At 66.2% G+C, this 13,675-nt stretch carries 8 protein-coding genes, 2 tRNA genes and 2 pseudogenes; 3 read left to right on the plus strand and 9 right to left on the minus strand.

Going from position 1 to position 13,675, the window contains the following annotated elements; all coding sequences use genetic code 11:
• Positions 1-490: 490 nt before the first annotated feature.
• Together LRS12_RS18235 and LRS12_RS18240 are read right to left on the minus strand one after the other, a co-directional pair.
• Positions 491-1,993 (minus strand): TolC family outer membrane protein, encoded by a 1,503-nt coding sequence (locus LRS12_RS18235; RefSeq protein WP_257845902.1) that lies wholly within the window; start codon positions 1,991-1,993, stop codon positions 491-493.
• Between the two features lie 14 nt (positions 1,994-2,007).
• A complete protein-coding gene (locus tag LRS12_RS18240) occupies positions 2,008-2,670 on the minus strand; it encodes a protein-L-isoaspartate O-methyltransferase (RefSeq protein WP_257845903.1) in 663 nt (220 codons plus the stop codon).
• A 164-nt stretch (positions 2,671-2,834) separates the two neighbouring features.
• Here LRS12_RS18240 and LRS12_RS18245 point away from each other — a divergent pair.
• Positions 2,835-2,908: transfer RNA gene (locus LRS12_RS18245), tRNA-Cys, on the plus strand.
• A 5-nt stretch (positions 2,909-2,913) separates the two neighbouring features.
• Here LRS12_RS18245 and LRS12_RS18250 read toward each other — a convergent pair.
• Positions 2,914-4,134: an NAD(P)/FAD-dependent oxidoreductase gene (locus LRS12_RS18250; RefSeq protein ID WP_257845904.1), complete on the minus strand. Its 1,221-nt coding sequence runs from the start codon at positions 4,132-4,134 to the stop codon at positions 2,914-2,916.
• Between the two features lie 100 nt (positions 4,135-4,234).
• Positions 4,235-7,836 (minus strand): annotated as a pseudogene (gene putA, locus LRS12_RS18255) (trifunctional transcriptional regulator/proline dehydrogenase/L-glutamate gamma-semialdehyde dehydrogenase).
• 94 nt (positions 7,837-7,930) lie between these two features.
• Between putA and LRS12_RS18260 the strand changes: the two are divergent.
• On the plus strand, positions 7,931-8,404 hold the full coding sequence (locus tag LRS12_RS18260; protein ID WP_257845905.1) for an Lrp/AsnC family transcriptional regulator: 474 nt from the start codon (positions 7,931-7,933) through the stop codon (positions 8,402-8,404).
• A 5-nt stretch (positions 8,405-8,409) separates the two neighbouring features.
• Here LRS12_RS18260 and LRS12_RS18265 read toward each other — a convergent pair.
• From LRS12_RS18265 to LRS12_RS18280, 4 genes and pseudogenes are all read right to left on the minus strand, one after another.
• Positions 8,410-8,486: transfer RNA gene (locus LRS12_RS18265), tRNA-Met, on the minus strand.
• 57 nt (positions 8,487-8,543) lie between these two features.
• Positions 8,544-9,050: pseudogene (locus LRS12_RS18270) on the minus strand (2'-5' RNA ligase family protein).
• 117 nt (positions 9,051-9,167) lie between these two features.
• Positions 9,168-11,096, minus strand: coding sequence for a potassium transporter Kup (locus LRS12_RS18275; protein ID WP_374581554.1), 1,929 nt, complete (start codon positions 11,094-11,096; stop codon positions 9,168-9,170).
• A gap of 122 nt (positions 11,097-11,218) precedes the next feature.
• Positions 11,219-11,737 carry an Lrp/AsnC family transcriptional regulator gene (locus tag LRS12_RS18280; RefSeq protein WP_257846192.1) on the minus strand — a complete coding sequence of 173 codons (519 nt, stop codon included), beginning with the start codon at positions 11,735-11,737 and terminating at the stop codon, positions 11,219-11,221.
• 91 nt (positions 11,738-11,828) lie between these two features.
• On the opposite strand from LRS12_RS18280, the gene ald reads away from it, so the two are divergent.
• The gene (gene ald, locus LRS12_RS18285) at positions 11,829-12,935 is read left to right on the plus strand and encodes an alanine dehydrogenase (RefSeq protein WP_257845906.1); all 1,107 of its coding nucleotides are present in this window, start codon (positions 11,829-11,831) and stop codon (positions 12,933-12,935) included.
• A gap of 62 nt (positions 12,936-12,997) precedes the next feature.
• Here the strand turns inward: ald and LRS12_RS18290 are convergent, their stop codons facing one another.
• Positions 12,998-13,375 carry an STAS/SEC14 domain-containing protein gene (locus LRS12_RS18290; protein WP_257845907.1) on the minus strand — a complete coding sequence of 126 codons (378 nt, stop codon included), beginning with the start codon at positions 13,373-13,375 and terminating at the stop codon, positions 12,998-13,000.
• Between the last annotated feature and the right edge of the window lie 300 nt (positions 13,376-13,675).

Below are 13,675 nucleotides of genomic sequence, written 5' to 3' on the forward strand. Positions count from 1 at the left end.
GCCTCCAGCGAAGTTTCGCCAGCGGGCAGCGCGGGGGGCCGGCGCAGCCTCGGGCTTCACCACCATGCGCGACAGCGCCTCGAGCGGGCCACGCGTGGCTTCGGCGGTCGTCTGCGAGAGGATCGGTTCGGCGCGCGCGGCCGGCTGAGGCTCGGGTTCCACGTCGCGCAGATCGACGCGCGGCGTCTCGCGCTGCACGGGTTGGGGTGCACGGCGCGGCTCGGGCTGCAGCGGCTCGCTAGGCGCGGGCTCGTTCAGCTCCAGGATCTCGTCTTCGTCATCGGCAGGCGCGGGAGCAGGCGCCGCCGCACGCGCCGGACGACGCGGACGGCTAGCGGTCGCGGCATCGCCCTCTTCGGCGATGATGCGTTTGATAGAGGAAAGGATATCCTCCATCGACGGTTCGTTGCTCACGTCCCCCATAATCGTTCCTTAACCAGGAATCGCAACCGCCGCCACCTGTGAGAAATACAGGGGTGCTGTCAACCGATTAGCGCGGGCTGGGATCGATCGGACCGGAAACATTCGGGTTCTGCGCGGGGGTGTCGACGGTGCGCGTCGCCTCCGCCTCGGGGGTGGGGTTGTCGCGCCAGTCGGACAGGCTGCCACGCACGCGATCATAGTTGGCGACCGGGTCGTAGAGCGGACCACCGTCGAGCCCCAGATCCTCGGCCTCGGCCTTGCCCATCGCCGCCAGCACCGCAAAGCCCGCGACATAGGCGTCGCGCTCGGCGGTCACCAGCTGAACCTGGCTGTTGAGCAACTCCTGCTCGGCGTTCAGGATATCGAGGATGGTGCGCGTCCCGACGCTGTTCTCGGCGCGGACGCCTTCAAGGCTCAGCTGGTTGGCCTGGACCGCAACCCGGCTGCTCTCGATCACTCGCAGCGCGGACTGATAGACGGCGTAGGCCGAACGTGCCTGCGCGATCACGGCGCGCTCGGTCGCAGTGACCTGTTCGATCGAGGCCGATTCGCGCGCCTGCGCCTGACGCACCTGCGCCGCCGGGCGACCGCCCTGGAACAGAGGCAGGCTGACGCTGACCCCAGCCGAGGTCGCGAAACCGTCATTTTTGAGGCCGTTGTTCACGCCCAATGCGGGCACCGATCCGAAGCGGTTATAATAGTCGCCGCCCACACCGACACTGACCGTCGGCAGGCGGCCAGCACGCGCGACGCGCACGTCGTATGTGCTCGCTTCACGCGCCTTGCGTGCGCCTTCCAGTGCGGGATTGTCGGTCAGCGCGACCTGTACGGCCTGATCCGGGCTGGCGGGCAGGCCCGGCAGCGCGGGCGGCTGCGCGAGGACGCCCGGCGCGGTGCCGACGATACGGATGTAATTCTCACGGCTGGAGATCAGCCGGGCCTCCGCGCCGCGCAACTGGCTCTGCGCCAGCGCGAGCCGCGCTTCGGACTGGGCGACGTCGGTGCGGGTCAGGTCGCCGACTTCGAACCGGTCGCGCGTCGCCTGGAGGTTGACGTCGAGCGCGCGGACATTCTGCTGGTTGAGCCGCACCGTCGCCTCGTCGCGGATCACGTCCATGTACACCGCGACGACATCGGTGAAGAGCGCCGATTCGACGCTGCGCAGACCCGCGCGGCCCGCTTCGACGCGAGTTTCGGCCGCGCGAACCGAATTGCGTACTGCGCCACCCGAAAACACGGGAACGCTGAGGTCAAGCCCGACCGATCCGGTGCGCGGCGATGCCAGCCCGCTCGAATCGGTATCGTACAGATTCTCGTTATAGCCTGCGTTCGAGCTTACGCCCGGAAGCCCGCGCGAGCGGGCGATCGGCACATTCTCGTCCGTCGCGCGCAGGTTGGCGCGCTCCGCAGTCAGATCGGGGTTGGTACGATACGCCTTGACCATCGCCTCGCGCAGCGTCTCGTTCGGCTGCGGCGCGGGCGCCTGCGCCGCAGGCGGCGTGGTCTGCGCCAGCGCGGGAAGCGTCAGGCCGGCAACGCTTACACCGGCAAGGATCAGGCTCAATCGCATCAGGTTCGCTTTCCTCAGAACTGGAAGCCGCGCGGCTTTTCAAAGCCGGGCAAGGGGGCAATTTCACTGTCGACGATGCTGGCTAGGCCGACGCCGCCGCCGGTACGCACGCCCGACGCGATTCGGGTAACGCCGCGATCGGACAGGCCGGTGACGACCCGCCCGCCCTCGCGCAGTTGCGCAGCAAGTGCCTCGGGAATCTCTTCGACTGCGCCGTCGATGAGCAGCAGGTCATAGGGTGCACCGGCCGGCGCACCGGCGGCGAGCGAACCTTCCACCAGCGTGACGCCATTGCCCAGCGCGGCCCGCGCCAGCGCCACCAGATTCACATCTTCCTCGACCAGCGTCACGACCGCACCAAGTTCCGCAGCGATCGCGGCGGCATAGCCCCCCGCTGCGCCGACGATCAGCGCCTTCTCCCCCGCCACGATCCGCGCTTCGGTGAGCAACAAGCCCGTGGCCAGCGGCGGATTCTGCGCCCGGCCGTTGCCGAGCGGGAGCGAACGGTCGCGATAGGCGAAGGCACGCTGCGATTCGGGCAGATAATCCTCACGCGCGACCTGCGCCATCGCGGCGACCACGCGCGCGTCGTTGACGCCGCTGGTGCGCAGCTGGCTCGCTACCATCGCGGCGCGGGCGGCCTCCTGGCCCTGGGGTTCAATGGTCGCGGTCATCATCACTCCAGCCCTGTTCGCATAACTGTTATAGTCATGCAATACACTTGTTTGCTCGCGCGCTTGTATCGCGTGCCGCCGCCTTCGCCAAGCAAGCTACGCCGCAAAATTCGCAACAGCGGTTGACAGTTGCGCGTGCGCCGCGCAGAGCGCGCCCTCGCTGTCGAGGCCCGATGGCGGAGTGGTTACGCAGAGGACTGCAAATCCTTGCACGCCGGTTCGATTCCGGCTCGGGCCTCCAACGCCTTACCCGACCAGTTCCTTCAGCGGTACGCTTGCGTCGGCAAGCGCCACCGGGTCCGGTGACAGCCGTTCGATCACCAGCTTGCGCCCCTGGACATAGTCCTTGGTCGCGTTGACGCAGTCGAGCGCGATCACGCGGCCCTCTTTCAGATAGAGCACAGAAAAGCTGCGGCTCGCCGGATCGCCGCGCAGGATCGCCGCGTCATGGCCGGTCGACAGGCCGACGGTCTGCAGCTTCAGATCATACTGGTTCGACCAGAACCACGGCACCGCGTCATAGGCCAGGTCCTGCCCCATGATAATCTTGGCCACCAACGTCGCCTGATCGTTCGCATTCTGCACCGATTCGAGTCGGATCGGCATGTCGTCGGCGAAGCGGTTGGCGTGAAGCGCACAGTCGCCGATGGCATAGACATCGGGCAGCGAGGTGCGGCACTGGTGATCGACCGCAACGCCATTGCCGCCCTGTGCGCCGGCCGCAATCAGCGGTTCGACGGCGGGTATGATGCCGATGCCGACGATCACCATTTGCGCGGGGATCACCTCACCGTCCTGCATCCGCACGCCGCTCACCCGGCCCTCCCCCTCGATACAGTCGACCGCCGCGCCCAGCCGCACATCGACGCCATGCGCGCGATGCTCGCCCTCGAAGAAGCGCGACAGCGGTTCGCCTGCAACGCGCGCCAGCACCCGGTCGAGCGCTTCGAGCAGCACGACCTTCTTGCCCAGCTTGGCAAGCACCGCCGCCGCCTCCAGTCCGATATAGCCGCCGCCGATCACTACTGCCTGCTCGACGCCGTCCAGCTCCGCCAACATCCGGTCGGCATCGGCGCGGATGCGGACCGTATGGACGCCGGTCAGGTCGTTGCCGGCACATCCGATCCGGCGCGGGCTGCCCCCGGTCGCCCAGATCAACTGGCCATAGCCGATTGTCGCACCATCCGCAGTGGTCAGGCTGTGCGCCGCGGGATCGACCGACACGACGCGGCGGTTCAGCAGCATCTCGACATTGCGCTCGACCCAGAAGGCGGCCGGGCGGATCAGGATACGGTCAAAGCTCTTCTCGCCCTGGAAATAGTCCTTCGACAGCGGCGGGCGCTCGTAGGGCAATTCCGGCTCGTCGCCGATCACCGCGATCGTTCCCTCGAACTTGGCCTGACGCAGCGCGATCGCCGCCTGTGCCCCGCCGTGCCCCGCGCCCACGATCACGATATCGAAGTGCATCTTCCGCTCCCGTATTTTCCGGTGCGGCTAGCAGCGGCTACGTCGATGGCCAACACAAAGCGGCTCGGGTGGCCCAAAGCCGCGCTTTTGCCCGGTCGCCTCAGGCCATTGCCATCAGACTCGCATTGCCGCCCGCCGCGGTGGTGTTGATCGAGGTCGAGACCTCCTCGACCAGCCAGTCGAGCCGTGACGTTCCTGCCTGCGCCAGCACGATCGGGCCTGAAAGCGCGGCGATGTCGGCCAGCGCGGCCAAACGGATGGCGTCGTCGCCCTCGATCAGCGCACCGCCATACGGCCCTGCACTGCCCCAATCGGCGACCCAGTCAATCCGCTGCGCCACACGATCGGGAAGCCCCGCGAGCGAGACGCGCAGGGCCATGTTCCCGATCACCGCGCGGTTGCCCGTCGCCAGCACCGCGCACAGCTGTTCGATCAGCCCCGCGCGCGTCTGCGGCAACAGCAACACCCGCCCGCGCGGATGGATGGAGTACAGGTTCGCCTCGCCCACCGGGCCCGGCAGCTCGACCTGAGCACCCAGCAGCGACGCCTCGCCCGCTTCGCGCGCGCACTCGCCCGCATCGCCGAGCCAAAGCGCGAAATCGCGCAGCGCCGGATCGGACGCTGCGGATGCAAGGTCGGCGGGGACCGTCGGCGCCTTCACCAGCCGCCCCAGATAGAGTGGCCCGCCCGCCTTCGGCCCGGTCCCCGACAAGCCGCGCCCGCCAAATGGCTGCACGCCCACCACCGCGCCGATGATGTTGCGGTTGATGTACAGGTTACCCGCCTCGACCCGCTGGGTGACATGCTCGACCGTCTCGTCGAGCCGCGTGTGGAGGCCGAACGTCAGGCCATAACCTGTAGCGTTGATCGCATCGATCACCCGGTCCAGGTCGCGGCGCTTGTAACGCATCACGTGCAGCACCGGGCCGAACACCTCGCGCTCCAGGTCGCTCAGCGCGTCGATCTCGATGATCGTCGGCGGCACGAACGTCCCCTGCCCGGTCTCTCCCGCCAGTTCGATCTGTTCGACGCGGCGGCCCCTGGCGCGCATCTTCTCGATATGCGCGAGGATATTGCCCTGCGCCTCGGCGGTGATCACCGGGCCGATATCGGTCGACAGGCTGTCGGTGCGCCCGATCGACAATTCGTGCAGCGCGCCGCGCAGCATCGTCAGGATCCGGTCGGCGACATCATTCTGCAGGCACAACACACGCAGCGCGGAGCAACGCTGGCCCGCACTGTCGAACGCCGATGCGATGACGTCCGCCACAACCTGCTCCGCGAGCGCGGAGCTATCGACGATCATCGCATTCTGCCCGCCGGTTTCGGCAATGAACGGGATCGGCGTGCCGTCGCTGGCCAGCCGCGTGGCAAGCTGCTTCTGGATGATTCTGTGCGACCTCGGTCGATCCGGTGAACATCACCCCCTGGGTCCCCGCAGCACCGACCAGCGCCGCGCCGATCTTGCCGTCGCCGGGGATCAGCTGAACCACGTCCGCCGGAACCCCCGCCGCGTGGAGGATCGCGATGCCCTGCGCGGCGATCAGCGGAGTTTCTTCTGCGGGTTTGGCCAGCACGGGGTTGCCGGTGACCAAGGCGGCGGCGACCTGGCCGATAAAGATCGCCAGCGGGAAGTTCCACGGGCTGATGCAGGTCACCGGACCTAACGGGGCATGGGCAACGCCCAGCGTCGCGCGTGCCTGCTGCGCATAATAGCGCAGGAAATCGACCGCCTCCCGTACCTCGGCAATCGCGTTGGGGGGCGGACTTGCCCGCCTCGCGCATGATGAGCCCCATCAGCAGCTGCATCCGCGATTCCATGATGTCCGCGGCGCGGTCGAGACAGGCGGCGCGCTCGGCGACCGGCACAGCGGCCCAATCGGCAGCGACGGTCTGCGCGCTCTTCACCGCGTCCGCAGCGGCCTTTGCGCTCGTCTCGACCACCGTCCCAACAATATCGAGCGCGTCAGCCGGGTTAGCGACCGGACGCGACTTGCCCAAACCACTCGCAGGCTGAGCCAGCCAACCGATGTCCGCGCTCTCCCGCAACGCATCGCCTAGTGCAGCCAGCGCGGTCTCATCGGACAGGTCGATCCCCGACGAATTGGTCCGAGCACCATAAAGGTCGCGGGGCAGCGCGATGATCGGGTGCTTGCTTCCGGGCGCGTCCATCGCGGTCACCACCTCGACCGGGTCGGTGACCAGCTCGGCAATCGATACTTCAGGATTGGCGATGCGGTTGACGAAGCTGGAATTCGCCCCGTTCTCCAGCAGCCTGCGCACGAGATAGGCGAGCAAAGTCTCATGCGTCCCCACCGGCGCATATATGCGGCACGGACGGTTCAGCTTCGACGAACCGACCACCTCGTCATAGAGCGGCTCGCCCATGCCGTGCAGGCACTGGAACTCATAGTCGCCGATCGTAAAGTCCGGCCCGGCAAGGTGATAGATCGTCGCCAGCGACTGCGCGTTGTGCGTCGCGAATTGCGGGAACACATGGGCTTTGGCCGCGAGCAGCTTCTTCGCGCAGGCGATATACGCGACGTCCGTATGCACCTTTCGGGTATAGACCGGGAAATCGGGCAGCCCGTCGACCTGCGCCCGCTTGATCTCCGCGTCCCAGTACGCGCCCTTGACCAGCCGCACCATGATCCGCCGCCCGGCACGCTGGGCGAGGTCGATGATCCAGTCGATCACGAACGGACAGCGCTTGCCATAAGCCTGCACCACGAACCCCAGCCCGTCCCAGCCCGACAGATCGGGATCCAGCGCCAAACTTTCGAGCAGGTCGAGCGACAGTTCGAGCCGGTCGGCCTCCTCCGCATCGATGTTGAAGCCGATGTCGTAGGACTTCGCCAGCACCGCCAGCGCCTTCACCCGCGGCAGCAACTCCGCCATCACGCGCCCGGCCTGTGCGCGGGCATAGCGCGGGTGCAACGCCGACAGCTTGATCGAAATCCCCGGCCCGCCGACCACGCCGCGCCCCGGCGACGCCGTGCCGATCGCGTTCACCGCATTCTCGTAATCGCGATAATAGCGGTCGGCGTCCGCCATCGTCGTCGCCGCTTCGCCCAGCATGTCATAGCTATACTGGAATCCGCGCGCCTCCAGCGGGCGGGCGCGCTTCAGCGCCTCGGCGATCGTCTCGCCGGTCACGAACTGCTCGCCCATCATCCGCATTGCCATGTCGACGCCGCGCCGGATCACCGGCTCGCCCGCACGCGCGATCAGCCGCGTCAGCGCCGCCGCCAGCCCGGCATCGTTGACGCTACCGGTCAGCTTGCCCGTGACCACCAGCCCCCAGGTCGCGGCGTTGACGAACAGCGACCGCCCGTCGCCGACATGGCTCTTCCAGTCGCCATCCGAAATCTTGTCGCGGATCAGCGCGTCGCGCGTCGCCGCGTCGGGAATGCGCAGCAGCGCTTCGGCCAGGCACATCAGCGCGACGCCCTCCTGGCTCGACAGTGCATATTCCTGCACCAGCCCCTCGACCCCGGTGCCCTTGTGCTTCGCGCGCAGCGCCGTGATCAGCCCAGTCGCGGTCGCCCGGGCCGCCTCGCGGGTGCCCGTAGGCAGCGTCGCTGCCTCGATCAGCGGGGCGAGGCATTCGGGCTCTGGGCGGCGATAGGCGGCGGTGATCGCGGCGCGCAGCGGCGTGGCGGGGCGAATGGGCGGAGCGAAATCGGCGAAGGGCTGGGTCATCCGCGCATCCTATCAAAAAGTGTCGCGGCAGATGGACTTTTGAAACGCGCCATGCTTGGCATTTCGCCTTCATTTTGGCGATCTGGCAGGCGAAATGCGCGCTCACATCCTCGATCACAGCGATCTTGACCTGTTCGACCGCAAGATCGTCGAGATTTTGCGGGTCGATGGCCGCATCTCGATCACCGATCTCGCCGCCCGTGTCGGCCTGTCAAAAACGCCGTGCCAGGTGCGCGTAAAGCGGCTGATCGCCAGCGGTGTGATCCGCGGCTTCCGCGCAATCGTCGACCCCGCGCGCCTCGGCCTCGACCACGTCGCCTTCGCCGAGGTCAAGCTGTCCGACACGCGCGAGGATGCGCTGGAGGCGTTCCGCGCGGCGGTGCTGCGGATCCCCGAGGTCGAGGAATGCCACATGATCGCCAGCAGCTTCGACTATCTGCTCAAGGTCCGCACGGCGGATATCCGTCGCTATCGCGAAGTGCTGGGCGAACGCATCTCCAGCCTGCCGCATGTCGCGAGCACATCGACCTTCGTCGCGATGGAGACAATCCGCGATGCGGGGGGATAATGGCATGGTAGCGGAGGAGGGACTTGAACCCCCGACCCCAGGATTATGATTCCCGTGCTCTAACCAACTGAGCTACTCCGCCATGCCAGGCGGCCCCTTCGGGCGAGAGCGGCGCACATAGGCAGGGTTTTCGGGCCGGTCAAGCGAACATGTGGCGGGAAATCGGCTCCCATGGCCCGCCGCGATAATAGTATGCGCCAAGGCCAGCGATCTCGACCTCGCGCGGCTGGAAATCCTTGCTGAGCGCGCCAAGCCGCAGCTTTGCCATCGACGGCGCCACCTTGTTCTGGATCGTGACATGCGGGCGCCACCCGCCCGCGTCCTGTGGGGTCAGCAACCCCGCGAATGCCGCGCACAGATCGCGCCGGATTTCGATCAGGCCGGGCGACTCGATCCTGATCGCCACGCCCCGCCCCAGCGACATCAGCCCCGCCGCCCGCGCCGCCGGCGCACGCACGCCGCGCGTCGCCGCGTTGAGCCGGTGCTTGAGCTCGTCCAGCGCCGATGGCGGCAGGTGATGGAACAGCGTCAGATGCGCCGCGAGGACGTTGCGCTACGGCGGAAAATGCTCCCGCCGCAGCGCGTCGAACGCGGCCTGATCCTGCCGCCCGAACAGCGCCGACACGATGACAGGTGCCGAAGTCATGATGTCTCCGGCACCAGCCCGCTCCCCCACCCGGCCACCCAGCGGTAGCATGATATGGGTGGCGGGGTGGGGGAGCGGGCTGGTGCCGCCGCGGCATTGCCGCGTAAACAAACGCCCTCAAATCTCCACCTGGCTCCCCAGCTCGACCACGCGATTGGTGGGCAGACGGAAGAATTCCATCGCGCTTTCGGCGTTGCGCAGCATCCACGCGAACAGCTTCTCGCGCCACAGCTTCATCCCCGGATTGTCCGACGCCAGCAACGTCTGGCGCGACAGGAAGAAGCTGGTGTCCATCATGTTGAACGCCCCGCCGCACGCGCTGCACGCGGCCAGCGCCGCCGGAACGTCGGCCTCCTGCATAAACCCGTACAGGATCTTCATCCGGTGGAACCCCTGCCCGAGATCGTCGAGATGTACGCGATCGGCTTCGTCGACATAGGGCTGGTCGGCGATCTTGACGGTCAGCAGGATCACCCGCTCGTGCAACACCTTGTTGTGCTTCAAATTATGGAGCAGCGCGTGCGGCACGCCTTCCGGCGTCGAGGTCATGAATACCGCCGTCCCCTTCACCCGCGTCGCCGAGCTGGCGGCGGACTGGATGAACACCTTGATCGGCATCGCCGCCTCACGCATCCGCTCGACCATCAGGCGGCGGCCCTTCGCCCAGGTGGTGAGCAGGGTGAAGATCACCACACCCGCCAGCAGCGGGAACCAGCCACCATCGGGCACCTTGGTCAGGTTTGCGCTGAAATAGGCGAGGTCGACGACGAAGAAGAGCGCGAGCAGCGGCACCGCATAGCGCTTCTTCCACTTCCACAACCCGAACAGCACGACCGCGATCAGGAAATTGTCGATCAGCATCGCGCCCGTCACCGCGATGCCATAGGCGGCGGTCAGGTTGGACGAGGTCTGGAAGGTCAGCACAAGCAGGATGATCGCGATCATCAACGCCCAGTTGATCAGCGGGATGTAGATCTGGCCTGCGGTATCCGCGCTGGTATGGCTGATCCGCAGGCGCGGAATAAAGCCGAGCTGGATACCCTGCTGAGTCACCGAAAAGGCACCGGTGATCACCGCCTGCGACGCGATGATCGCGGCCATCGTCGCGATGCCGACCAGCGGCAGCCGCAGATACTCCGGCGCGAGCATATAGAACGGACTCTGCAGCGCGCTGGCGTCGCGCATCAGCAGCGCCCCCTGCCCCATATAGTTGAGCATCAGCGCGGGCAGCACGAACCACAGCCACGACACGCGGATCGGCTTGCGCCCGAAATGTCCCATATCGGCGTAGAGCGCCTCGGCGCCCGTCACGGCCAGCACGACCGACCCGAGCGCAAGGAAAGCTGCAAAGCCGTCAATCACGAAGAAATGGACTGCATAGCTCGGCAGCAGCGCCCAGAGGACTTCGGGTGTCTTGATCACGCTGAGCGTGCCGAGCGTCGCGATCGTGGCAAAATAGCCAAGCATGATCGGCCCGAACATCGCGCCAACCCGCGCGGTCCCGGTGCGCTGAATCGAAAAGAGCGCGACCAGGATCGCCACCGCAATTGGCAGGATCCAGTTCGAGAAGGTCGGCGCGGCAACCGCGATCCCCTCAACCGCCGACAGGACCGAAACTGCGGGCGTAATCATCGAATCGCCATAGAAGAGCGCGGTGGCGAACACGCCGAGGATCACGATCCCTGCGGTCCAGCGCTTCTGCCCGCTCGACCGATTGATCAGCGCAAGCAGCGCGAGGCTCCCGCCCTCGCCCTTGTTGTCGGCGCGCATGATGATGCTGACATATTTCAGCGTCACCACCGCCATCATCGACCAGAACATCAGGCTGATGACGCCCATGATATGTTCCTGGTCCAGCGCGAGGGGATGGTGCCCCGCGAAGGTTTCCTTGAACGCATAGAGCGGACTGGTGCCGATATCGCCGAACACGATCCCGATCGCGCCGACCGCGAGCTTCCACAGCGCAGCCTCGCGGCCATGCGTGTGATGCTGGTCGGTGGGGGTCGAGTCGGCCGCCGGCTCGGGGCTACCGTTGGGCTCGCTCACGGGAGGAACTTGCGTGCCGTGGCGAGATAGCGAGGGGTCATGCGACCAATGCCTGTCCGTTGAAACAGCGCGGGCGGTTAGCACGTGCAGCATGGGGTAGCAACTGCACGCCCCGCAACCGCCTAGTCCGCCCCTACGAACAGCGCATCCGCCTCACTCCGCGTCGGGACCGATCGCAGGACGAAGCTGGAGCTGATCTTCACCACCCCGGGCAGACGTCCCATTTTTTCGCGGTGGAGTCGCTCATAGTCGTCGAGATCACGGCACAGTATCTTGAGCCGATAGTCATAGCCGCCCGACACCAGCGCGCATTCGACGATCCCGTCGATCTGGCCAACCGCAGCCTCGAACCGGGCGAGGTCCTCGTCGACTTCGGTCCCCAGCGTAATGTCGACAAAGGCTGTCACACTATAGCCCAGCCGCCGCAACCCGAGCCGTGCTGCATAGCCCTGAATATGCCCCGATGCTTCCAGCGCCTGAATGCGGCGGGTGCAGGCCGAGGGGGACAGGCCGACCTCGCCCGCGATCTGATTCACCGGCGCGCGGGCGTTTTGTGCGAGCAGTTTCAGGATTGCTCCGTCGATTCGATCCATCTTGCACAAAATTCCCGCTGAAGATCTTCCCACGTCATAAACGTGCATGAAGCCGTTGAACAGCGCATGAGTTTGCAGGGATTTGCGGTGGCAACCTGCGCTACGATCACCCCGAAACAAAATCATTCGGAGAGTGTCCATGCGCGTCGGTGTCCCCAAGGAAATCAAGAATCACGAATATCGCGTGGGCCTGACCCCGCCGCTCGTCGCCGAACTCAGCGCCGCCGGGCATGAGGTGATCGTCCAGAGCAACGCCGGCATGGGCATCGACTTCAGCGACGCCGATTACATGGCGGCGGGCGCGCGGATCGTCGGCACTCCGGCCGAAGTGTTCGCGCAGAGCGACATGATCGTGAAGGTCAAGGAGCCGCAGCCGAGCGAGATCGCATTGCTCGAACCGCGCCACACGCTGTTCACCTATCTCCACCTCGCCGCGGACAAGCCGCAGGCCGAAGGGCTGATGAAGTCCGGCGCGACCTGCATCGCCTATGAAACCGTGACCGCCAACGACCGCAGCCTGCCGCTGCTCAAGCCGATGAGCGAGGTTGCGGGCCGCATGTCCGTTCAGGTCGGCGCGCATTACCTTGAGAAGGAACAGGGTGGACGCGGTGTGCTGCTGGGCGGCGTTCCCGGCGTCGCTCCTGCGCGCGTCGCGATCCTTGGCGGCGGCGTGTCGGGCATCAATGCGGCGCAGATGGCGACCGGCCTGCGCGCCGACGTCACCATCTATGACATCAACAACACCCGCCTCGCCGAACTCGACATGCATTTCGGCAGCCAGATCAAGACCGCCTATGCCAGCAAGGCGGCGATCGCGGCGGCGGTGGCCAACGCACATCTGGTGATCGGCGCGGTGCTGGTTCCCGGCGCAGCGGCACCGAAGCTGGTGACGCGCGAGATGCTCAAGACGATGAAGCGCGGCAGCGTTCTCGTCGACATCGCGATCGATCAGGGCGGATGCTTCGAGACCAGCCATGCGACGACGCATGAAGACCCGGTCTATGAAGTCGATGGCGTGATCCATTATTGCGTCGCCAACATGCCCGGCGCGGTGGCGCGCACCAGCACCTTCGCGCTCAACAACGCGACGCTGCCGTTCGTGATGAAGCTCGCCAATTTGGGGGCGGAAAAGGCAATGGCCGCAGATCCGCATCTCGCGAACGGCCTCAACGTCTATCAGGGCAAGATCGCGTTCAAGGCGGTTGCCGACGATCTCGACCTGCCCTTCCAGGCGTGGAGCGCATAAGCGCCTGATCATTTTGCTCGCCGTCCCCGATCCCCCTCTTTCAGGGGACGGCGGGCATCCGGTCAGACGTCAGCCGTAACCCAGGTCTCGGCCGCATTCGGCGACACGAAGATGTTCTGATACTCGACCAAAGTCCGCCGCAGCTGCATCTTGAGCAGGCTGGACTCGACGATCAAGGCGATGCGGTCGCCGGCGCGATAGAGCCGCAGATTGCCCGCGCGCATCCGGTCTGCCGCCTCCTGCGTCCGGACCGGCGCGTTGCGCAGGTCGGCAAGGACGCGCACGCGGCCATGGCAGGCGCGCACGTCGTTGACGATCGGCCCAAGCACGGCGAGGTAACGATCGACCTCTTCGCCAAGGCGCAGGCCGGTGCAGCTGATCCGGATCAGGCCCAGACGATCGTCGCGGACGATTTCATATTGCCCCGGAATGGATGCCACGACACGCCCCTGCACGTCTGCGGCCGGTACTGTTACCGTTACCATACGCCCTCTCCCCCACAGGTTGTATTGGGTCCGCACCATGACGACGCGTGGTAAACAAACGGTAAGCGGGGTGCGGGGCGCAATTGCCAGATTTCCTTGCCTTTCGGGCAATCGCCGTCTATGGCGCGCCCGTTCTGCGAGCGGTGCTTGTGGAGGGAAGCGCGGGGCGTTGACGCCTACGCGCCGTTTTCGCTTTTTCGGAAAGAGCGGTTTCCTCCCTCCCCTTGGCTGTTTGCGGAATGCCGCGACCGGCAT

The organism is Sphingomonas sp. J344 (genome assembly GCF_024700005.1).
GTDB lineage: Bacteria > Pseudomonadota > Alphaproteobacteria > Sphingomonadales > Sphingomonadaceae > Sphingomonas.

Coding starts and splice junctions, on each gene's coding strand:
- LRS12_RS18235 (WP_257845902.1), bottom strand. CDS start 1,993: ATGCGATTGAGCCTGATCCTTGCCGGTGTAAGCGTTGCCGGCCTGACG.
- LRS12_RS18240 (WP_257845903.1), bottom strand. CDS start 2,670: ATGATGACCGCGACCATTGAACCCCAGGGCCAGGAGGCCGCCCGCGCC.
- LRS12_RS18250 (WP_257845904.1), bottom strand. CDS start 4,134: ATGCACTTCGATATCGTGATCGTGGGCGCGGGGCACGGCGGGGCACAG.
- LRS12_RS18260 (WP_257845905.1), top strand. CDS start 7,931: ATGCGCGCTCACATCCTCGATCACAGCGATCTTGACCTGTTCGACCGC.
- LRS12_RS18280 (WP_257846192.1), bottom strand. CDS start 11,737: ATGCACGTTTATGACGTGGGAAGATCTTCAGCGGGAATTTTGTGCAAG.
- ald (WP_257845906.1), top strand. CDS start 11,829: ATGCGCGTCGGTGTCCCCAAGGAAATCAAGAATCACGAATATCGCGTG.